This is a genomic window from Limnofasciculus baicalensis BBK-W-15, assembly GCF_024178385.1.
Lineage (GTDB): Bacteria > Cyanobacteriota > Cyanobacteriia > Cyanobacteriales > Coleofasciculaceae > Limnofasciculus > Limnofasciculus baicalensis.
Map to the genome: position 1 here is coordinate 1 of NZ_JAMZMM010000066.1, position 20,867 is coordinate 20,867.

The window sequence follows — 20,867 nt, forward strand, 5'->3', positions numbered from 1 at the left end:
AAAGGGGGGAGCAAGAATACAACCTGCATTTCTTCCTTTCTCGGGATGCTCCCGGGTGGAATTCTGCTACAATGCTGCTTCAGTTTCGGTTTGGGTACAGCAAGGCTAGACAAGTAACAGAAGATCGAGAGAGGCTTTTTGTTGCGTTTATAAATTTTTTCTTATATTTGATTACAATTTATGTCGTAATCAATCAATTCACTCAGTAAATCAAGCAACAATCGATCAGAGTCTTAGATGCGCGAATTTAATTTTTTAATGCGGCTTTCAGGACATGAATGATTTACCGACTTCTCCAGCAACATTGCCCATTCGGCTCATGCCAAGAAAGAGGCAGCGATCCAGCTTAATAAAACTAGATCAATCCATGGATACAAGACATAGATGCCCATGTTGTTCAAATGTTTTACTCCGCCATGTCTGTTTGAACGGGCTTTACTGGTATTGTAGTCATTGCGCTCAGGCTATGCCAGTACTGGGGCACTGATCTCTCAAGGAGTGATTGCTGTATTTGAGGCAACCGTTCTGAGATTTATTCCTCCTTAGCAGTCGAGTGCCACATCTACATAGAATAGACATAATTTAAAGCATCATTGTATCATGATGCTTTAAATTAGAGAAATGATCCTTAATTCTTCAGTAGCGCGTTGGTAAATTCTTAATACATTCTGGTACAAATCAGACAATTCAAGCACTTACATAAACATTATTTAAAACATCTATATGCCACGATCGTTCAAGTAGCAACTTTACAGGTAAATTGTCACAGCTACAAATCCATCCTCGATATGCGGGGATATCCAGAGCTGTTTCATTCTCAAAGTAACTATAACCATTACTGTAAATTAAGGAGATTTATCCATGCGGGCAATCAATATTGGACTAACCGATGAACAACGTCAGGGCGCAATCGATCTACTCAACCGAGATTTGGCAGACACCTATTTGCTGCTAGTCAAAACCAAGAAATATCATTGGGATGTTGTTGGTCCGCAATTCATGACCTTACATAAGCTATGGCAGGAGCATTATGAAGCTCTCACGATCGATGTTGATGCTATTGCAGAACGGATCAGAACATTAGGCGGGTATCCCGTGGGCACGATGGAAGGATTTCTAAAAATATGTTCTCTTAAAGAGCATCCTGGCAATGTTCCTACGGCAACTGAAATGGTATCTAAATTGCTAGAGGATCGCGAACAAATCGTGCGGAATTTGCGCGAACATGTTGAGAAATGTAGCAACAAGTTTAAAGATGACGGAACCGCTGACTTTCTCACAGGTTTGATGGAGCAGCACGAAGAGACGGCTTGGATGCTGCGTTCTTTCATTGAGGGAGAAGCAGTCGAAGCAGATGGCTTGAAACCGAAGCCCGATAAAAAAACGGTAGGGATTTAGCAAACTACTTCAAGCAAATCAATATATGGGAGTTTACCAGCGATGTATAGCAGTCGCCAAGGCGGTTAAGGCATTCTGAGCTAGCAAATTTTAACAATTGGCTTAAGCCCCGCTTAAGCCAATTGTCCTAACCGCTGTGGCGGTTGCTATATAAGAGAAAAGATATTATTGGCAAGCCTATTGTTTCCTATGATATGGGTGAAAAATTTGACACCGTTGAAGACTTGATTTTTGACCAAGATAGCAATCAACTGCTTGGTTTTCTGATCGATGAGTCCGGTTGGTTTAGTAGCGCTCAGGTTTTGCTTTTAGGAGATAAAATTCAAGAATTTGGACGAATCGCTAGTGAAAAAGCCCAAGAAACAGCTCATGTCACAGGAGATAAAATTCAAGAATTTGGACGGAGTGCAACAACCTCGATTACCAATGCCATTGTCGATCCAGAGGAGCAAAAAGCCTTTGTAATTGGTAAAACGGTTGAGCATAACGTTGTAGCCCCAGGGGGGCAGTCTCTTGCGCTTCAGGGGCAGATTGTTACTTCTGCGATCGCAAATTCGGCAGACTATCTGGGTGTTTTGGATGAACTCTATCGAGCAACAGGTGGCAGTTTGTCAGATAAAATCGGTGAAAGGGTTGGCAATGTGGTTGCTGGTTTGACTGTCGAGCAAGCAGAAGGGAGGCGGATTCGGCAAGTTGTTCGCAGCGATGAAGGTTCAATTATCGCTGCGCCCGGTCAAATTGTCACCGCACAAGTGATTGAAAGGGCAAAGACTTACCACCAAGAGCAAGCATTGCTAGAGGCGGTTGGCTTATCAATAGGTAAATCCGTGCGAGATAGCACCAGTAGCGCCACGATCGTAGCAGGCGATCGCCTCAAGTCCACAACCCAAAATACAGGGGAGCAACTTCAATCCGGAGCAAAAAGTCTCTGGGCACAAGTGAAAGATACCGCTAGTGGGCTACAGGATCGTGGAAGTCAGGCAATTGAGGAGAAGCAGATTAAAGGCGCTCTAGGTCGTCCGGTAACTCGTGTTATTCTCGATCGGGATGATGATGTGATTCTCAATGTGGGCGAGTTAATCACCCATGAGGCGATCGCAAGTTCCCGTCAGTCTCAGGTTCTCGATCTGCTGCTTAGTTCAGTTTACAGTGAAAAACCTCGACTCTCCCTAGAAAATCTGCGGGCACCCAAGCCTGGTAGAGCCGCGCTGTAGTCGATCGCTATTTTTTTGAATTTATCCTGGGCGATCTATAAATTGAACTGTGCGATCGTGGAATAGTAAGGAGATTAAATTGATCGACCATTCATTTTGGTTTTACGGAATCGCTTTTTTTGGGATTATTCTGTTACGGTATTTTCTGGTGGCAGGGGGAACCTATTTGTTCTTATATTCGCCATTGGGTGAGTCTTTTATTAATCGCAATCTGCCACATCAGCCTCACTCCTGGCGATCGATTCAACGGGATATTCAACTTTCTGCTCTCTCTGCGGGGGTGTTTGGGCTGGCGGCAGCGTTCATCATGTCAGGATACGGTTGGGGCATTACCCGCTTATATAGCGACTCTGAACAGTATGGGCTGTGGTATTTAGGAGTTAGTTATGGTGCGGTGTTAATTCTGCAAGATACCTACTTTTACTTTACCCATCGGTTGTTTCATCACCCGGTACTCTTTCCCTGGGTGCATCAGGGGCATCACCGATCTCGTTATCCTACCCCGTGGACTTCGTTTGCCTTTGATCCATTAGAGGCGATCGTTCAATCCCTTTTCCTAGTTGGTATCGTCTTTGTCATTCCACTCCATTTCATCACTTTAATTGCGGTACTCACTACCATGACGGTGTGGGCGGTATTAAATCATCTTGGAATCGATCGTTTGCCTCTATTGTTTCCCCACCATTGGCTGGGTAGGTGGTTTATTGGGCCAGCCCATCATGCCATTCATCACCTCAAATATACGTTGCATTATGGGCTGTATTTCACATTCTGGGACAAACTTCTTGGCACTGAGGACCCCAATTATCAGAAGAAGTTTGATGAGCGTCTGACGAGTAAAGTTGATGGAGATTAACTCGCGGATCGCCCGTTACCTGAGTTCGGTGTTAGGAGTAGCCCTTTCAGGGCGGCTACGCCAACGGTGTTAGGAGTGAAAATTTAAGAGCAAAAGACACAAAATGGAAATTTTTTTAAAAGAAGCCCGCGAAACGGAATATTGGCGACCGAACTCCGTTGGCGTAGCCTGCGCTTCGCGCATACTCCGAACTCAGATCCGTTACATTTTGTATCGTATTTAATCAATTCATTTAGGTTTAATCAATTCATTCAGGAAATAGAACAATCAACTATTACAGTAATACCAGAACCAAAGTGGATTAGAAACAATGAAATTCCTGCACATAGCGCTCGGAATCCTGATTCCGCCCGTCGCTGTTTTTCTTACTTTTGGGGTTGGATCGACTTTGTTTATCAATATTTTGCTGACCTTACTTGGTTGGGTTCCAGGCAGCATTCATGCAGTTTGGGCAATCGTTAAACAAGATGAAGCTCTGAATGAGTCAGTTTAAAAATAAAACTGGCATTCGTCAACCAAAATTGACTCCTTTTAAGTAGTTTATTGGATAAAAAACATGAACAATAATATCATGGGATACCTCGTCACTACCTTAGCAACAGCCTTGGGCTTGCTAATAGTTGATTTGGCTGTGCCAGGGGTAAATATTGCTAATTTTCCGGCGGCATTACTGGCCGCTGTTGCCATTGGAGCGGTCAATTCTGTAATTCGACCGATTCTTTCTGTACTGTCGCTACCGATTAATTTATTGACCCTAGGGCTATTTTCACTAGTGGTGAATGGCTTTTGCTTTTGGTTCGCATCTCTCTTTGTCCCTGGCTTTATGGTGAATGGCTTATTAGCATTCATTTTTGGTCCGGTTATCTTGTCATTTGCTAGTACTTTCCTCAATAACTATTTTGCTGGGAAAAAGATTGGTCAATCTTCTTCTGTAACTAGCAATAGCTAAAATCTTCAACCATCGTCGGGATAGTTTGTCAAGGTCAAGTAGTAAAAGAGTTTTGCCAAGTCTAGACTATTAGTAAAAATATAGCAGTCGCCCGTGTTAAGGCATTCTCAGCTACCAAATTTTAACAATTGGCTCTAAGCCAATTGTTCTAACCGCTGTGGCGGTTGCTATATACGCGGGCAAGATGCCCGCACTACAAAGATTCTTGCTTGGATTTATTTACGACTGATTGAGGACTGCTATATTTACCGTAATTCATGATTTTTATCACTTTTATCTAAATAGAAGAGGACAATATGTTGAATCTCATCTGGACTGGTGTTGTTGTGCTTATGATCCTCTGGTTGTTAGGATTCTCAATTAACATTGGGGGCAGCTTAATCCACTTACTTTTTGTTTTGGCGGTGATTGGTATTGTCTACAATTTATTTATAGGGGGACGTGTCTAATAACTGTTTTGGCTTGGCTTGCAATCAGAAAAAACAATGATTTACTTACCCTTTATTTTGATACTGTTATTTGTTGGCCCAGCGCTTTCTTCGATTGCGATTCGGCGATCGGTTTCGATACGTTGGCACTTGGTTTTGTTTGGCATTTGCATCCTCTACGGAATTTCCCCGTTCCTACTCGCTTGGGGAGGAATGGGTTTGGCTAAACGCTTTGGTTGTCAGTCAGAAGCGATGAGGTTTCAGTGTCCTAATCCTTCCTGGCATGGAGAAATGATTACAGGGATGGTGTTTGCCCACTGGCTGGCAATTTTGACCATCCCATCGGCTGTTTTCGGTGCAATCGGACTCCTTATATCGTTGAGAATCAAAGTCAAGAAATCGCCAACAAAAATAAATATTTCAGGGAAACCAAATGCCGCTTTTTACCGCAGTCGTCGCCACAAAGTAATTGCAGGAGTCTGTGCAGCGATTTCACGGCGATGGAGACTGCCAATTCAAGGAGTACGGATTGTCACAGTTATTTTAGCAGTCGTCGGATCTGGATCTGGATTTGTTTTGTTACTGTACCTTTGGTTTTGGTTAGCGTTCCCATTAGATGCGCAGATAGAATCCAATTTAGTGGCTCATTGAAATACTACAGCAGTCACTTTCGTCGGTTAGGACATCAGAAAACGCCAGAAGTAATTCACAGCAGGCATTTCAATGCGTGACTTTTGAATGCCTGACTGTTGACTTTTGCTATAGTGGTTCTATAGCTCAAAATTTTCATGGAGACTTAATATGCCCAGTCTCAGCCTCAAGCCATCGCACAAGCCAATCAAAAACTACTACGAGGCGTTGAATCGCTATGCCAAGTTAGGGATAGTCCATGAGGGGGCGGTGTTATCGGCTTTTCAGCAGTTGCTTGAGTCTTGTGGGCGACAGTTTGACTGGACTTTGGAGCAGCAATTTGCCATTAAGCGATCGAAAAAGCAGCCGATTCGGATTGATGGGGCATTGGTTGACAGCTATCATTTACCGCGTGCTTATTGGGAAGCGAAGGATAGTAATGACGATCTGAAGAAGGAAGTTCAGAAAAAGTTTGCGGTGGGCTATCCCAAAGATAATATTATTTTTCAGCAGCCCGATCGCGCAATTCTCTATCAAGATGGCAAATTGGTGATGGATGTGGATATCACCAAGGATCGGGAATTGGTGGATGTGGTGCGCCAATTTTTTGAATATCGCGCTCCTGCGATCGCGCAATGGGAAAAGGCAGCCGCAGAATTTGGCGATCGGGTGAAAGATCATGCAACGGCATTACTTGAGCTAATTCGCAAAGAGGAGAAAACCAACAAAAAGTTTATTGATGCCTTTGCGGCATTTATGCAGCTTTGCCGTCAGTCGATTAATCCTAATCTATCGGAGTCGGCAGTTGAGGAGATGTTGATTCAGCATTTGTTGACGGAACGGATTTTTCGGAGTGTGTTTAATAATCCCGATTTTGCTCAACGAAATATTATTGCGGTGGAGATTGAGAAAGTAATCAAGGCTTTGACTTCTAAGCATTTCAGCCGCGCTCACTTTTTGAGTAGTTTAGATCGGTTTTATGGGGCAATCGAAGAGACGGCGGCAACGATTGATGATTTTTCGCAAAAGCAGGATTTTTTAAATACAGTATATGAGAAATTTTTTCAGGGTTTTTCGGTAAAAGTTGCGGACACCCATGGAATTGTTTATACACCGCAGCCGATTGTGAATTTTATGGTGAAGAGTGTGGAGGAGATTTTGCAACGGGAGTTTGGCAAGTCTTTGGTGGATAAAGGTGTCCATATTCTCGATCCGTTTGTGGGTACGGGAAATTTCATTATGCGGGTGATGCGTGAGATTGCGGAAATCCAGAAGTCGGCTTTGCCTCACAAGTATGAGCATGAGTTGCATTGCAATGAGGTGATGTTGTTGCCCTATTACATTGCTTCGATGAATATTGAGCATGAGTATTTTGAACAAACGGGTAAATATGAGCCGTTTGAGGGGATTTGTTTAGTTGATACTTTTGAAGATCAAAATATACAGCAACTTGATTTATTTAGTCCCAAAAATATGAAACGTGTCGATCGCCAAAGGCAATCTAATTTATTTGTGGTGATTGGCAATCCTCCCTATAACGTGGGACAGTTAAATGAGAATGATCATAATAAAAATCGCAAGTACACAACTAAAAATAAGACTGGGATTGACGATCGCGTGGCTGCCACTTATGCTAAAGCATCTAAGGCGACTTTGAAAAACTCTCTTTCAGATCCTTATGTTAAGGCTATTCGCTGGGCATCGGATAGAATAGGCGATGAAGGAGTTGTTGCTTTTGTGACAAATAACAGTTTTATTGATGGTATTGCGTTTGACGGGATGCGACAATACTTAGAAAAGGAGTTTGACCAAATTTATGTATTTGACTTGGGCGGCAATATTCGCAAAAATCCTAAGTTATCAGGAACAACACACAATGTTTTTGGCATTCAAGTGGGAGTCAGTGTTAATATATTTGTAAGAAAGCGTTAGAGGTTAAATCAGCTATGCAATTTGCGAGAATTACAACTAATCCTCAAAAGATGGGCGGTGTGCCATGTATTCGCTCTTTGAGAATACCTGTTACAACTATCTTTGATATGTTTGCTGATGGAATGCGAGATCAAGAAATTTTACAGGCATTACCTGACTTAGAAGCAGAAGATATACAAGAGGTTCTACAGTATGCAGCTACGACATTAAGAGTCAATCTAGAGACTCAAGGACTCAAAGAAGTTGTTCAACAAACTGTCCAAAAGACGATGAATGAGGTTTTGAAGAAAGAAAAATTTGCTTTTATCTTCTCTCAGATGCCTTATGTCAGTGATGAAGAACAAGCGGATATTGAGGAGCATTGTGGTTCGCCATCTGATTATGACAGAGCCGAATTTGTAGACATGACAGATTGGGTGAGAAATGAAACTAGTTTTAAGTAAAAATGCGATTAAGTTTCTTGAAAAGATTCCACCCAAAGATAGCGAAAAAATCAAAGCTAAAATCCTTTATTTACTTCAGTTAGCAGAAAAGCCAGATTCAATTATCTCTAAAGAACTTGATGTCAAGCCATTAAAAGGTTCTTGGGATGGCTTCTCAAGGCTAAGGATTGGAAAAATCAGGGTTGTATATGTAATTGATTTTGAACAAAATGAATTACTCATTTATGCGATAGATTTTAGAGGGGATATTTATTAATGTTAAGGTTCAAAACTGAATTATGAGAAAGGCTAAGATTTATTATGCGCGGATGGATGAGTTTTGGCGCAAGGAACAGAAGTTAAGTTGTTTGGAGAAGTTTGAAAGTCTTCAAGATGTTGATTGGCAAGAGATTCAACCGAACACAAAATATGTTTGGCTAACAGAAGGATTTGAGGATGATTTTGTTAGTTTTATTGCGTTGGGAAGTAGAGAAACTAAAGCATTAAAAGGAGATGTAACTGATTGTATTTTTAAAATTTTTAGTAACGGAGTAAAAACTAATCGAGATAGTTGGGCTTACAACTTTGTTTCCAAAGATCTAGCTCTTAATATTCAACGAATGATTAGTACTTACAATGAACAACTAATTCAATGGCAACAAAAAGAAAATAAGAATATTAATATTGATGATTTTATAACTAATGACGACACTAAACTTAGCTGGTCAGGCGACTTAAAAGAACATTTAAAAAGAGGTGTTTGTGTAAAATTTAACCCTGAAAAATTAAGACGATCGCTTTATAGACCATTTGTGGTTTCTTGGCTGTATTTTGATCGTCATTTAAATAATAGGCGATACCAATTTCCATATATTTTCCCAACAGAAGAGACAGAAAGAGAAAATCAGGTTATTTGCTTTAGCTATTTTGGTATTACAAAACCGTTTCACTGTGTAATAACTCATAGCTTGCCTGATTTTCATCTTACTGGAGATTCTTTATGCTTCTCTTTCTACATTTATGAAAAAGAGGGAAATAATCGTCAAGAAAATATCACCGATTGGGCGTTAGAACAATTCCAAACCCATTATCAAGATCCCAAAATTACTAAATGGGACATCTTCCATTACACCTACGCCCTACTCCATCATCCCCACTATCGCCAACGTTACGCCGCCAACCTCAAACGCGAATTACCGCGCATCCCCTTCGCACCAGAATTTCATCCCTTCGCGATCGCAGGAAAACGCCTCACCGAAATCCATGTCAACTACGAACAACAACCCGAATATCGCCTCAAACATATCGAAAACAAAGATCTCCCAATTGATTGGCGAGTCGAAAAAATGCGCCTCAGCAAAGACAAAACCCAAATCAAATATAACGACTTCCTCACGCTTACAGGCATTCCCCTCGAAACCTTTGAATACAAACTAGGCAATCGTTCCGCCCTAGACTGGATCATCGATCAATACCAAGTCAGCAACGACAAACGAAGCGGCATCACCAACGATCCCAATCGCCTTGATGACGAAGAATACATCGTGAGATTGATTAAGCAAGTAATCACCGTTAGCTTAGAAACCGTTAAAATTGTGAAAAGCTTGCCAGATTTAGGTTTACCAAAAGATTAAAGGAGAAAATAATTTGCCAGATAGAGACTCCATTCATGAAACTGTAAGGGAATATAATTTAACCTAAGCTATTAAATTCATTTTTGAGGAAACCAATATGACAAGACATATTTCTAATCATTTCACCATCGAAACAGAACAAGAAGATGATGGTCGCTGGATTGCTGAGATTCTCGAAATTTCGGGTGCTTTAGTATATGGAAATAGTCAAGAACAGGCGATCGCTAATGTTCAAGCTTTAGCATTACGGGTTATTGCTGACAAATTGGAACATGGAGAAATGGCTTTGGGGTTGACTAGTTTTGAATTTGTTTCTGCGTAGTAATTTATCATTATGAGTCAATGGTCAGATGAAGATCGTAAGTATGTGGTTAGCTTGCCTGAGTTTGGTCCCTATGCTCATACTCATGGTGAAACCTATGCAGAAGCGCTAAAGAATGGCGAAGAGGTGATAGAACTTTTAATAGAAGAGTATCAATCATTAGGAAGAACTTTGCCGAAGCCATTAATGGCTGGTTCTTTAGCTTTTAGTCAGGATTAAATAGCGGCATGGGTACGCCCACCTACCGCATTGCCAATTAGTTTGTAAAGTTTCAAAACATTTTGATACAAATCATACAACTCCAATATTGCCAATACATCATTTAAAACATTCTGATGTCATCCTAGCAAATAGAGCTTGATGCCAGAACTGATAAAAGAACAAGGGGCTGAGAGCCAATTGTTCCGACTGGTGCAAGTTATCAGTTTAAATTTTTATTCTTGAAAATGACTAGAGGATAGTTGAAAATATGACTAATAAACATACTAAAACAGATTCAAATGACCATCCATTTCCTATCAAAAAGATTGACGATTTGATCGGTCACTTTATTGTTCCACCGGGAAAGAAAATTTCCCTTGCTAAAGACTACGATCCAGATTATAAAGCCCATTATCTGGATAAATCGGAAGCTGAAAGTGATTTGCAGGAAGGTATTGAGGCTTTAGCAAAATATCAGGATATTCTTTATGCCCAAAATACCAATGCCGTGCTAATTATTTTTCAGGCAATGGATGCTGCTGGTAAAGATAGTACCATCAAGCATGTTATGTCTGGTATCAATCCCCAAGGATGCCAAGTGTATAGCTTCAAAGCTCCCTCTGCCGAAGAGTTAGATCATGACTATTTATGGCGATGTTTCAAAGCCCTACCAGAAAGAGGACGGATTGGAATTTTTAATCGCTCTTATTATGAGGAAGTCCTGGTCACACGAGTCCATCCAGAACTTATGGAGCAGCGACAACTCCCGCCTAGTTTAATAGATAAGCATATTTGGAAACGCCGCTTTGAGGAAATCAACAACTTCGAGAAATATCTAGTCAACAATGGGATTATTGTCCTAAAGTTTTTCCTGAATGTGTCTAAAGAAGAGCAGAGAAAACGATTTTTAGAACGGATCGATCGCCCCGAAAAAAACTGGAAATTATCTGTTAATGATGCTAAGGAGCGCACTTTTTGGAATGATTATATGGCTGCCTATGAAGATATGTTCAATCATACCAGCACAGAACATGCTCCTTGGTATGTTATCTCAGCGGATCGCAAATGGTTTACTCGCCTTGCCGTAGCTGGCATCATTTATAACCAGTTGAAGGAACTGAATCTTAAGTATCCAAAGGTCAGCAAAGAACAATATCAAGAGCTTTTGCAAGTAAAAGAAATTCTTGAGAGTAAGGAATAAAAGACTACCTGTAGGGTGCGTTATGCTTTGCTAACGCACCATCCACAATATGATTAGCTTCGCTGGGTAAGTCCTATGTGCGCTGGTTAACTGAGCCTGCCTGGAACCCCCCGACAGAAGGAGAAACAGCAGTACAAGTTGCCAGTCGAGCCTCCCTTATAATTTCAGAAATCGAGGAGAAATACAAAGACGGCAATGTTCTCGTTGTCTCTCACAAGGCTACGATTCGCATTATTTTGTGTGGCTTGCTAGGAATTGACCTGGGAAGATATCGCGATCGCCTCAATATTTTAGTCGCTTCGGTTAGCATGATTCGATTTGAAGCCCACGGTCCCTTACTAGATAGCTTAGGCGATCGCACCCATCTCGATCGGCGGCTGCTCAAGCTTATGGGCACTTGAAATAGTCCGACTCAAATTGAACAGTGCTACAGTGCAATGGCATTATAGCAGTCGCTTTCCTCGGTTAAGGCATTCTCAGCTACCAAATTTTAACCAGGGGCTTAGAGCCAATTGTCCTAACCGCTGTGGCAGTTGCTATACTCATCAAAAAAAATAAAAATTTACCTTTGAGAGGTCATTATGGTCACAGCCCCTTCCAATCCAGCTCTTAAACCCTCCCTTAAGGCCGTTGGCGAAGCCCGATCCACCATTACGGGCAATCCTTTAAATCCGGTTGAACTGCACCAGATGAATGCCTACTGGAATGCCTGCAACTACTTGGCAGTGGGGATGATTTACCTACAAGACAATCCACTATTGAAGAAGCCACTCGATCCCAAACATATTAAAAATCGCCTACTCGGGCACTGGGGTTCTAGCCCTGGAATGTCCTTTACTTATATCCATCTCAACCGCCTGATTAAACAATATGACCTCAACACGATCTTTCTAGCAGGACCAGGCCATGGCGCTCCAGGTATCCTCGGTCCCGTTTATTTAGAAGGGACATATTCCGAAATTTACCCTGACAAGAGCGAAGACGAAGAAGGTTTAAAGCGATTCTTTAAGCAATTCTCATTTCCGGGCGGTATTGGCAGCCACTGCACCCCCGAAACTCCTGGCTCTATCCATGAAGGAGGGGAACTGGGCTACAGCATTTCCCACGCCTATGGAACAGTCTTCGATAATCCTGACCTGATTTCGGTCGTAATGGTAGGGGATGGAGAAGCGGAAACTGGTCCTCTGGCAACGGCGTGGCACTCGAATAAGTTTCTCAACCCGATTCGGGATGGTGCGGTTTTGCCCATCCTCCACCTAAATGGGTATAAAATTAACAACCCAACTCTCCTGGCTCGCATCAGTCACGAAGAGCTAGAGCAACTATTTAAAGGCTATGGCTACACTCCCTACTGGGTTGAAGGATCTGACGCTGAGACGATGCACCAAGCCATGGCTGCAACCCTAGAACACTGCATTACTGAAATCCAGCAAATTCAGACAGAAGCCCGCCGCAGCGGTACTATAAGCAGACCACTCTGGCCGATGATTATTCTGCGCAGCCCTAAAGGATGGACCGGTCCAGAGGAAGTAGATGGGCATAAAGTTGAGGGATTTTGGAGATCGCACCAAGTTCCCCTAGCCAACATCAAAACCAACCCCGCCCACTTCAAACTTCTGGAGGAGTGGATGAGGCGCTATAAACCAGAGGAACTCTTTGATGAAACGGGGCGGCTAATTCCAGAATTGCGGGAATTAGCTCCGAAGGGCGATCGCCGCATGAGTGCCAACCCCCACGCCAACGGTGGACTATTACGCAAAGCACTCAGGATGCCAGATTTTCGAGACTATGGGGTTGAAATTACCAAACCGGGCAGGATAGAAGTGGGGAACACCCAGCCCCTAGGTATCTTTCTGCGCGACGTTATGCGCAATAACATGACGAGCTTTCGAGTTTTTGGGCCAGACGAAACCGCCTCCAATAAGCTTCAGGCGATCTACGAAGTGAGTAAAAAAGTCTGGATGGCCGAATATTTTCCCGAAGATACAGACGGGAGTGAACTAGCAACCGATGGACGGGTGATGGAAATCCTCAGCGAGCATACCCTAGAAGGCTGGCTCGAAGGCTATCTCCTCACGGGCCGCCACGGCTTTTTCTCCACCTATGAAGCCTTTGTCCACGTCATCGACTCGATGATTAATCAACACTGTAAGTGGCTAGAAATCAGCAACCAAATCCCTTGGCGATCGTCCATTGCGTCGCTAAACTTACTGATTACATCCACTGTTTGGCGGCAAGATCATAACGGTTTTACCCACCAAGATCCGGGCTTTTTAGATGTAGTCCTCAATAAAAGTCCTGACGTAGTTCGGATTTATCTTCCCCCGGATGCCAATACACTGCTATCTGTTAGCGACCACTGCCTCCGCAGCACCAACTACGTTAATGTCATTGTCGCCGACAAGCAGGTTCATTTGCAATATCTCGATATGGATAGTGCGATTCAGCACTGCACCAAAGGACTCGGGATTTGGGATTGGGCGAGTACAGATGCAGGAGAAGAGCCAGATGTGGTGATTGCCTGTGCTGGCGATGTACTAACTCAGGAAGCATTGGCAGCAACGGTATTACTAAAAGAACACTTTAGCGATCTGAAAATCCGGTTTATCAACATCGTCGATCTACTTCGACTCCAACCTGAAACCGAACATCCCCATGGACTTTCTGATCGAGACTTTGACTCTCTATTTACGCTAGACAAACCGATTATTTTCAACTTCCATGGCTACCCTTGGCTAATTCACCGCCTCACCTATCGGCGTACCAACCATCGCAATCTCCATGTTCGTGGTTACAAAGAAAAGGGAAATATCAATACGCCCTTGGAACTTGCCATTATTAACCAAGTCGATCGCTATAGCTTGGCGATTGATGTAATCGATCGTGTACCTAAACTGAAAGTAGCGGGCGCTCATACCAAGGAGCAGCTTAAAAATCAGCAAATTGAGTGTCGTCGTTATGCAAATGAATACGGTATCGATAAACCGGAAATCGTCAATTGGAAATGGCCGGAGTAAATTGAGTTCGGTGTTAGGAGTTCGGAGTTCGGCGTAGCCTGCGCGAAGCGCATACTCCGAACTCCGTTGGCGTAGCCTGCGCGAAGCGCATACTCCGAACTCCGTTGGCGTAGCCTGCGCGAAGCGCATACTCCTAACTCCTAACTCCTAACTCCTAACTCAGGTTAGCTATATGAAAATCTTAGTTCTTAATGGAGGCTCAAGTAGCCAAAAGAGCTGTCTTTACGAAATCGCGGGTGTAACTCTGCCCAGTTGCCCACCCAATCCCCTTTGGGAAAGTGTGGTGGATTGGACTCATCATTCAGGAGTTGCAGAAATCAAAATTACTACGGCTCAAGGGACTGTCTTGAAAGGAGAAATTCCCGCCAAAACCCAGTCTGAGGCAACGGCTTATACACTAAATAGTTTATGGCAAGGGAAGACCAAAGCGATCGACCAACTCTCAGATATTGATGTTGTTGGTCATCGCGTGGTACATGGTGGATCGCAATATCGGGAGAGTGTTATCGTCACAGATGAGGTGAAGGGCGCGATCGCAGATTTTGCCCGCTTCGCCCCTCTCCACAATCCCATCAATCTGGCGGGGATCGAAGCCATCGAACAAGCGTTGGGGAATGTTCCCCAAGTGGCGGTTTTCGATACTGCATTCCATAGCCAACTGCCTCTAGCCGCAGCGGTTTATCCTGGTCCTTATGGTTGGTACGAGCAGGGGATTCAGCGCTATGGATTCCACGGCATTAGCCATCAATACTGTGCGCAACGCACCGCTCAACTCATGGGAAAAAGCCTCGAAGACTTGCGTCTGATTGTCTGTCACCTAGGCAATGGCTGTTCTCTGTCAGCGATTCGCAATGGCCGTAGTATAGATACCACAATGGGGTTTACTCCTTTAGAGGGTCTCATGATGGGGACGCGATCCGGTTCAGTTGACCCGGGAATTTTAATTTATCTCCTCCGGCAAGAGGGATATACTCCCGATCAATTAGAGCAAATCCTCAACCAAAAATCAGGCTTAAAGGGAATTTCTGGCTTGTCTGCCGATATGCGACAGATTATAGAAGCAGAAGCAGCGGGAAATCCCCGTGCGCAGCTTGCCCTGAATCTATTTATCCATCGCCTACGTTCCTCTATTGGTGCCATGCTGATGAGCCTAGATAGATTGGATGCCCTCATTTTTACAGCCGGAATTGGGGAAAATTCTGCTTTAATTCGAGCAGCCGCCTGCGAAGCCTTGGAGTTTTTGGGAATTAGACTAGATCGACAGAAAAATGAGAATAATCCCGTTGATTTAGATATTGCTGAAGCTGAATCAGCAGTACGAATTTTTACGATTCATACCCAAGAAGATTGGGCAATCGCCCAGGATTGCTGGCGTAACCTAAATTCATAATGAATTTAGGTTAATAACGATTTATATCGGCATCTGATAGAACTCTTTAATTCCGTAGGTGAATACTACTTACCCCGCAGCAGTGGCATTCATCTCGCTCAAAATATTCTGCACAATTTGCACCCCTGTCACAGCTTGCCAACCAAACAATCCCAGCAGAATGATGTTCAGTGAAATGTGGATGCGGCGAACCCATTCATGCTTCTGCATAAAGGGAACCAGCGCCGCAGAAGTGGAAATCAATCCCACTATCCCTAACCCTGCAAACAGATGAGGACCGATCGCAATCTTGCCGTTGTTGAGGTAGGTAACTGTTATCCCCCCGATTGCCCCAATTACCATCAGCGCCAGGAGTATGGAGCCAATTTGGTGATGGCGGATAGCGAACCTACCTTTGACCAGTTCTTTCTTGAGATCGCCCTCGGCCAGCCTGGTCCGTCGAATTTGCACACCCAGGTACATCGCATAGAGCGCAAGGACTAGCAAAATCCACATAGTAATGGGGTGAAAAAAGCTGAGATAGGGCTTGAGAGCCGCTAAATTTTCCAAACTCATAATGGGTATTTCCAAAGTAGCTATGGATAATTGATCGCAAAAAAAAGTATGACATTCTCTTGTTTTAGATCGTGTTTTAGTTCTGTATAAATTGGATGAATTGTTCTAGAAATATATAAGTCTTTACACTAAAATTATCCATTCATTTAGGGGCTATAATAAAAAAGAATATTACAGAAGATGTTGCAATTCCTTGAAAGTTGCTTCTTCCATAGATCGATAACAGCATTTCGATCTCGCATTGGATGGAAACCGCTCCCTGTCTTTGGTGTTCCTCGTGAAAAGCTGGAGAACCGATGACCAGATGGGGGGGGAATTGCGTTGAATTCATTTCAGGAGAAATCTATGATATTTAAGAAGACAATTCCGACCATATTGCTGGGATTTGTTATATGGTTTTGCCTTTTGATTGGTGTTGGGCAAAACCCAATCATAGCAGCAACTATTACAGAGACTGGATCAACATTTCAAGAAGGAATACAAACTATGTCTGAAGAATCTCTCAATCTGGAATCGGGAGTCGATCGCTTTCTCACGTCAATTCCAGCAGGCTATTACACGATCGGCACTGTCAAAGGGTTAAAAAGCCTGTTAGAGAACCCTCAAACCCTGTTGGTTGATGTCCGAGAACCCTCTGAGTATAAGTCGGGATATATCCCTAACGCGATCAACATTCCGCTCCAAACCCTGGCACAGAATCTGACTCAAATTCCTCACGATCGCCCCGTGGTATTGTACTGCTCCTCCGGTTATCGATCGGGAATGGGGGTGATGACGTTGCACCTGTTGGGCTATGAGAATGTCCAGGGTTTTCCACCGAGTTTTGTAGGTTGGCAAGCCGCAGGGGAGGCGATCGATACGCTACCCGCTGGCATCACCTCCAGGTAATGGACAAAAAAAATTAGGATTAGAATCCTAATTTTTACTCTGAAACTGCAAGAGATTATGAGGACTTTTGTGATGAACTCTATCTGCTTTAACGAATCTAGAATTCGCCCAATGCGCTGGCTGCTGGCTGTTTTAATCTGCGTTTTACTGGTTGTCTGGAGTCCCTTGCCCGCTTTTGCTGCTGTGACGCAAATGGAAGAATATCCAGGGCAAATGCTCTACCAATCCCGGCAAAACCTGCAAGATCAGAACGGAAATTCCTGGGAGGTTGTCGCATTCAAGCGCATCCATCCCGAGGGTAGTGCAACTGTCTCTCTGCGGCTAGTGGGCTTTCTTAGTACGGTGGAATTCGATCGCAGGCAACTGCTGACGCTGACAACATCTCTGGGGCAAACTTTGACCGCCAAGGATATTTCTGGCGAAATTTATCAGAATATACCAACCCCAGCAAATGTCGCAGAATATGACATTCTGCCTATCCTATTACAGTTGCAGCCTGAAATTCCCCTTCAGTTAACTTTACCGATGGTAACTGGTTCATCGATCAACTTAGAAATCCCATCTACGGTGATTCAAGAATGGCGAACAATTTCCGATCGTTGACCCCATCTAGAATAGGAACAGTTAAACCTGTTTGTATCTCTAGGAATCTCCGCCTTTCAAGGGAAAATAGGATGTCAATAAACCCAAAAACCCAAATCGATGAATTCACATTAAGTTACATTTTGTATCGTATTGAATCAATTCATTCAGGTTTAATCAATTCATTCAGTAAATAGAACAACCGCCTGTCACAGTGATATCAGAAGCCAGAGTTGTTAACTCGATTCAGGTAACCAGTTCTCAAATTCCATAAGGAGCGCATCATGAGTTTACAAAATAAAGCCAAAGCAACCGCAAAAAATATCGAAGGTAAAGTCCAAGAATCAGTAGGCAATATGACTGGCGATCCGAAAGATCAGATAGAGGGCAAAGAAAAACAGGCAGAGGCAAAGGTTCGTCACTCTGTTGAAGATGTGAAAGATGAAGTCAAGAAAAATATTGACTAGTCGGTCATTTGTCACGACGAACAGCTTATCACCTGCCATCCCGACAAAGGATTGAAACCCTATTGTCATAAGAATGCTTCCTAAAGGAATAGCTTCTTTTGAGATAAGTAAGTTGCTAATACCAATGTCAAAAAAGAGTTTTATGTAGGGTGGGCAGTCCCCAATATAAGACAAAAAGCTGATTATTACGTTGGTGGGGACTGCCCACCCTACAGTTATTCATCAGGACAAAATCCCTGAAAGAAACCATTCAATTCGCGACGAAAAAAGAACAAGCTGAGATTCATCGGATGGGAGATTACAGAAGGCATAATTGCCAATCTGTAAAGCTACTAAATTATCAGAAACAAATGCCATGACCATTCCAACCGCTCAAACAACTCCGTCCCAAAACGATCCCCGAAAAACAGCAGTCCGACAAGACCATGAGGGGACTGAATTATATGATTCCCCTACCCCCGATAGCTATGACGCGCATATCATTCCGGCTGAAACAGCAGCGAGAAAAGAGCATGAGGGTGACAATTTCAAGCATCTGGCTGAACACCCTGCGGGATCTGAAAGTATCGATACAACTGGTGGTTTTACAGTTGATAAAGAAGGGTTAGTGGATAACTTTGCCATTGAGCCAGAAATGTACTATGAAACACCGGGAGACTTGCGAGATGAAAAAAACAGCGAACCAAAGGATTCAGACAGTTGGGTATTAGACAAATCAATCAATAACAAATCTCAGGAAAAAACAATGATGTTAGAACAACGCGCTGTCGGCACATTCTCAACTTATGAAATAGCTGAAACCGCTCTGCGTGAATTAAAAGATAGTGGTTTTTTGATGGATCGAGTTTCAGTAGTGGGGAGTGATATTAATAACCATACTGAAGCGACAGGAGCTAATACAAGCAATCAACTGGCAGATATTGAGAAGCTACATACCCATGAAAATAAAGCTGGGGAAACAGCTAAAGATGGAGCTATCGCTGGTAGCGGTTTAGGGGGTTTGGCTGGTTTATTAGTTGGTTTGGGCGCGATCGCAATTCCTGGTATCGGACCAGTGATGCTGGCTGGTGCTGCGGCAACTGCTATCGCTACGACTATTTCAGGCGGTGTTATCGGTGCTGCTGCTGGTAGCTTGGTTGGTGGATTAATCGGCTTAGGCATACCCGAAGATCGCGCTCAGGTTTATAGCGAGCGGGTTTCTAAGGGTGATTATCTAGTCATGGTTGAAGGCTCAGAAGCAGATATTACCCTGACTAAATCAATTTTCAGTAAGCATCATGTTCATGAGTGGTATGCCTACGATTTATCTGACGAGTCAGTGCCGCCTGCGACAATACTTTCTGCCCCTCATCCACGGGTTCAGAAAATTGAGCGATGAGTTGGTACTAATATCCACAGTTAAGGATAAAAAGATGAATAAGATCGCTAAAATTAGCTCTGCTCTGCCCTTAGTAGTCAACGTTTTGTTGATAGCAACTCTATCAGCTTGCAGCTCGCCGCCGAATACGGCATCCGATACTCCGACAAACGATAAGGGAGAAGTTTCGGCAGCGAAAAATAGTCCAACTACCCAAGATGATGCTCAAAGTGAAACGCGCAAAAAGCAGGTAGAAGCAGATAACCGGGCAAAGGAGCAGCGGAATAATGTGGGAGGGGATTCTCAAAAATCTACTGAGGAAAATTTGGTGAGTGAAGTGCGCAACAAGCTAGAGTCAAATCTCCCTGGCGATAAGCTTACCGTTACTACTAAAAACGCGGATGTTACGGTATCGGGGGAGGTGAAAACGCAGGGAGAACTCGATAAGATTAAACCATTAGTAATGGAAATAAAAGGAGTTAAGAGCGTTATGGTAAAAGCTGTCGTGAAGCCATAAAACTCTTTGCTCTCACTAACTAATGACTAAGGAGTAAGTCACGATTTGTTTCAGATTAATGAAACATACATGAGTTATTCATCATCCATTTCTCGTTAATCAATTCAATTCTTTTTTGGAGTAAAACAGATGATTTCTATTCAACAAATTCGTAGCCTTTTTCTCACCATGAGTTTAGCTGTAATCCTTTCAACTACCATAGCTTTTGGTTTTGGCTCTGCCGATAGTTGGGCTGCAACTTCACCCACACAACTCATCAGCCAAACGCAAAATCAAATCTTAGCCATGAATCAAGCCGAGGCAACGATCAAAAATATTGAAGGGAAAGCTCAAGAAACGATGGGCAACATTACTGGCAATCGCAAAGATCAGATTATGGGAAAAGCCAAGCAAGTCGAAAGTAAAGCTAGTACGGCAGCAGAAAAGATGAAAGATAAGGTTCAAGATATTCTCGATTAAAGATCGGTTAAACAACATCTAAAGTTATCAAAGTTAATTAAGGAGATCGTCATGAGTTTAAAAGATAGAGCTAAGGCAACCGCCAAAAATATTGAGGGTAAAGTTCAAGAAGCCGTGGGGGATCTGACTGGTGATTCCAAAACTCAGGCAGAGGGTAAGGAAAAACAGGCAGAGGCAAAGATTCTTCACACTGTCGAAAATGTGAAAGATGAAGTCAAAAAAATGATTGACTAGTCGGTAATTTGTTGAAGGGGGTAAATATGTTGAATCTCATTTATTGCCCCCTTCCTTTTTATTGCCCCCCTTCCCTACCAGGGCTGTTTCATTCTCAAAATTTGCTCAACCTAGAAAGCAGACTGGGAGGGATTTTTAGGTGATAAATTCTAGTCAAATAAAATTAGGCATTAATTATTACTAAAAATCCTCATCTTCCTCTTCTCCCCTGCCC

The 20,867-nt window shown here is 43.1% G+C and carries 24 protein-coding genes and 1 pseudogene; 24 read left to right on the forward strand and 1 reads right to left on the reverse strand.

Annotated features, from left to right (window positions below; genetic code table 11):
• Nucleotides 1-861 precede the first annotated feature (861 nt).
• The 17 genes and pseudogenes from NJ959_RS09075 to NJ959_RS09150 all read left to right on the forward strand — a co-directional run bounded on the left by NJ959_RS09075 (nucleotide 862) and on the right by NJ959_RS09150 (nucleotide 15,594).
• On the forward strand, nucleotides 862-1,398 hold the full coding sequence (locus NJ959_RS09075; RefSeq protein ID WP_254011435.1) for a Dps family protein: 537 nt from the start codon (nucleotides 862-864) through the stop codon (nucleotides 1,396-1,398).
• A 143-nt stretch (nucleotides 1,399-1,541) separates the two neighbouring features.
• Nucleotides 1,542-2,612 carry a PRC-barrel domain-containing protein gene (locus tag NJ959_RS09080; protein ID WP_254011436.1) on the forward strand — a complete coding sequence of 357 codons (1,071 nt, stop codon included), beginning with the start codon at nucleotides 1,542-1,544 and terminating at the stop codon, nucleotides 2,610-2,612.
• Between the two features lie 79 nt (nucleotides 2,613-2,691).
• Nucleotides 2,692-3,468 carry a sterol desaturase family protein gene (locus NJ959_RS09085; protein WP_254011437.1) on the forward strand — a complete coding sequence of 259 codons (777 nt, stop codon included), beginning with the start codon at nucleotides 2,692-2,694 and terminating at the stop codon, nucleotides 3,466-3,468.
• 310 nt (nucleotides 3,469-3,778) lie between these two features.
• Complete coding sequence (locus NJ959_RS09090; RefSeq protein ID WP_254011438.1) at nucleotides 3,779-3,961, forward strand: YqaE/Pmp3 family membrane protein; 183 nt, start codon at nucleotides 3,779-3,781, stop codon at nucleotides 3,959-3,961.
• A gap of 63 nt (nucleotides 3,962-4,024) precedes the next feature.
• Nucleotides 4,025-4,417, forward strand: a complete 393-nt coding sequence (locus NJ959_RS09095; protein WP_254011439.1) for a phage holin family protein — start codon at nucleotides 4,025-4,027, stop codon at nucleotides 4,415-4,417.
• Nucleotides 4,418-4,713: 296 nt separating this feature from the next.
• Complete coding sequence (locus NJ959_RS30650) at nucleotides 4,714-4,866, forward strand: lmo0937 family membrane protein (RefSeq protein ID WP_373693632.1); 153 nt, start codon at nucleotides 4,714-4,716, stop codon at nucleotides 4,864-4,866.
• Nucleotides 4,867-4,902: 36 nt separating this feature from the next.
• Nucleotides 4,903-5,496 carry a PspC domain-containing protein gene (locus tag NJ959_RS09100; protein WP_254011440.1) on the forward strand — a complete coding sequence of 198 codons (594 nt, stop codon included), beginning with the start codon at nucleotides 4,903-4,905 and terminating at the stop codon, nucleotides 5,494-5,496.
• A gap of 150 nt (nucleotides 5,497-5,646) precedes the next feature.
• Complete coding sequence (locus NJ959_RS09105) at nucleotides 5,647-7,407, forward strand: N-6 DNA methylase (RefSeq protein WP_254011441.1); 1,761 nt, start codon at nucleotides 5,647-5,649, stop codon at nucleotides 7,405-7,407.
• Between the two features lie 14 nt (nucleotides 7,408-7,421).
• Nucleotides 7,422-7,850: a DUF433 domain-containing protein gene (locus NJ959_RS30345; protein WP_305069154.1), complete on the forward strand. Its 429-nt coding sequence runs from the start codon at nucleotides 7,422-7,424 to the stop codon at nucleotides 7,848-7,850.
• A complete protein-coding gene (locus NJ959_RS09115) occupies nucleotides 7,831-8,106 on the forward strand; it encodes a type II toxin-antitoxin system RelE family toxin (protein WP_254011442.1) in 276 nt (91 codons plus the stop codon). The genes NJ959_RS30345 and NJ959_RS09115 overlap by 20 nt, the downstream gene beginning before the upstream one ends.
• A gap of 22 nt (nucleotides 8,107-8,128) precedes the next feature.
• Complete coding sequence (locus tag NJ959_RS09120; RefSeq protein WP_254011443.1) at nucleotides 8,129-9,463, forward strand: type ISP restriction/modification enzyme; 1,335 nt, start codon at nucleotides 8,129-8,131, stop codon at nucleotides 9,461-9,463.
• Nucleotides 9,464-9,560: 97 nt separating this feature from the next.
• Nucleotides 9,561-9,785: a type II toxin-antitoxin system HicB family antitoxin gene (locus NJ959_RS09125; RefSeq protein WP_254011444.1), complete on the forward strand. Its 225-nt coding sequence runs from the start codon at nucleotides 9,561-9,563 to the stop codon at nucleotides 9,783-9,785.
• Between the two features lie 12 nt (nucleotides 9,786-9,797).
• Nucleotides 9,798-10,004, forward strand: a complete 207-nt coding sequence (locus NJ959_RS09130; RefSeq protein WP_254011445.1) for a type II toxin-antitoxin system HicB family antitoxin — start codon at nucleotides 9,798-9,800, stop codon at nucleotides 10,002-10,004.
• Between the two features lie 250 nt (nucleotides 10,005-10,254).
• Nucleotides 10,255-11,187, forward strand: a complete 933-nt coding sequence (locus NJ959_RS09135; RefSeq protein ID WP_254011446.1) for a polyphosphate kinase 2 family protein — start codon at nucleotides 10,255-10,257, stop codon at nucleotides 11,185-11,187.
• 68 nt (nucleotides 11,188-11,255) lie between these two features.
• Nucleotides 11,256-11,588: pseudogene (locus NJ959_RS09140) on the forward strand (histidine phosphatase family protein); the annotation flags it as partial.
• A 180-nt stretch (nucleotides 11,589-11,768) separates the two neighbouring features.
• Nucleotides 11,769-14,204: a phosphoketolase family protein gene (locus tag NJ959_RS09145; protein ID WP_254011448.1), complete on the forward strand. Its 2,436-nt coding sequence runs from the start codon at nucleotides 11,769-11,771 to the stop codon at nucleotides 14,202-14,204.
• Nucleotides 14,205-14,376: 172 nt separating this feature from the next.
• On the forward strand, nucleotides 14,377-15,594 hold the full coding sequence (locus tag NJ959_RS09150; protein ID WP_254011449.1) for an acetate kinase: 1,218 nt from the start codon (nucleotides 14,377-14,379) through the stop codon (nucleotides 15,592-15,594).
• 69 nt (nucleotides 15,595-15,663) lie between these two features.
• Here NJ959_RS09150 and NJ959_RS09155 read toward each other — a convergent pair whose 3' ends face one another.
• Entirely contained in the window at nucleotides 15,664-16,149 is a 486-nt protein-coding gene (locus NJ959_RS09155; RefSeq protein ID WP_254011450.1) for a DUF4079 domain-containing protein, read from the reverse strand.
• A 345-nt stretch (nucleotides 16,150-16,494) separates the two neighbouring features.
• On the opposite strand from NJ959_RS09155, the gene NJ959_RS09160 reads away from it, so the two are divergent.
• The 7 genes from NJ959_RS09160 to NJ959_RS09190 all read left to right on the forward strand — a co-directional run bounded on the left by NJ959_RS09160 (nucleotide 16,495) and on the right by NJ959_RS09190 (nucleotide 20,653).
• A complete protein-coding gene (locus NJ959_RS09160; protein ID WP_373693633.1) occupies nucleotides 16,495-17,037 on the forward strand; it encodes a rhodanese-like domain-containing protein in 543 nt (180 codons plus the stop codon).
• A gap of 72 nt (nucleotides 17,038-17,109) precedes the next feature.
• The gene (locus NJ959_RS09165) at nucleotides 17,110-17,640 is read left to right on the forward strand and encodes a DUF3122 domain-containing protein (RefSeq protein ID WP_254011456.1); all 531 of its coding nucleotides are present in this window, start codon (nucleotides 17,110-17,112) and stop codon (nucleotides 17,638-17,640) included.
• 263 nt (nucleotides 17,641-17,903) lie between these two features.
• Nucleotides 17,904-18,086 (forward strand): CsbD family protein, encoded by a 183-nt coding sequence (locus NJ959_RS09170; protein WP_254011452.1) that lies wholly within the window; start codon nucleotides 17,904-17,906, stop codon nucleotides 18,084-18,086.
• Nucleotides 18,087-18,441: 355 nt separating this feature from the next.
• A complete protein-coding gene (locus NJ959_RS09175; RefSeq protein WP_254011453.1) occupies nucleotides 18,442-19,464 on the forward strand; it encodes a hypothetical protein in 1,023 nt (340 codons plus the stop codon).
• Nucleotides 19,465-19,498: 34 nt separating this feature from the next.
• On the forward strand, nucleotides 19,499-19,960 hold the full coding sequence (locus NJ959_RS09180) for a BON domain-containing protein (RefSeq protein ID WP_254011454.1): 462 nt from the start codon (nucleotides 19,499-19,501) through the stop codon (nucleotides 19,958-19,960).
• Between the two features lie 129 nt (nucleotides 19,961-20,089).
• Nucleotides 20,090-20,419: a CsbD family protein gene (locus tag NJ959_RS30115; protein WP_256528970.1), complete on the forward strand. Its 330-nt coding sequence runs from the start codon at nucleotides 20,090-20,092 to the stop codon at nucleotides 20,417-20,419.
• 51 nt (nucleotides 20,420-20,470) lie between these two features.
• Nucleotides 20,471-20,653 (forward strand): CsbD family protein, encoded by a 183-nt coding sequence (locus NJ959_RS09190; RefSeq protein ID WP_254011455.1) that lies wholly within the window; start codon nucleotides 20,471-20,473, stop codon nucleotides 20,651-20,653.
• The last annotated feature ends 214 nt before the right edge of the window (nucleotides 20,654-20,867 follow it).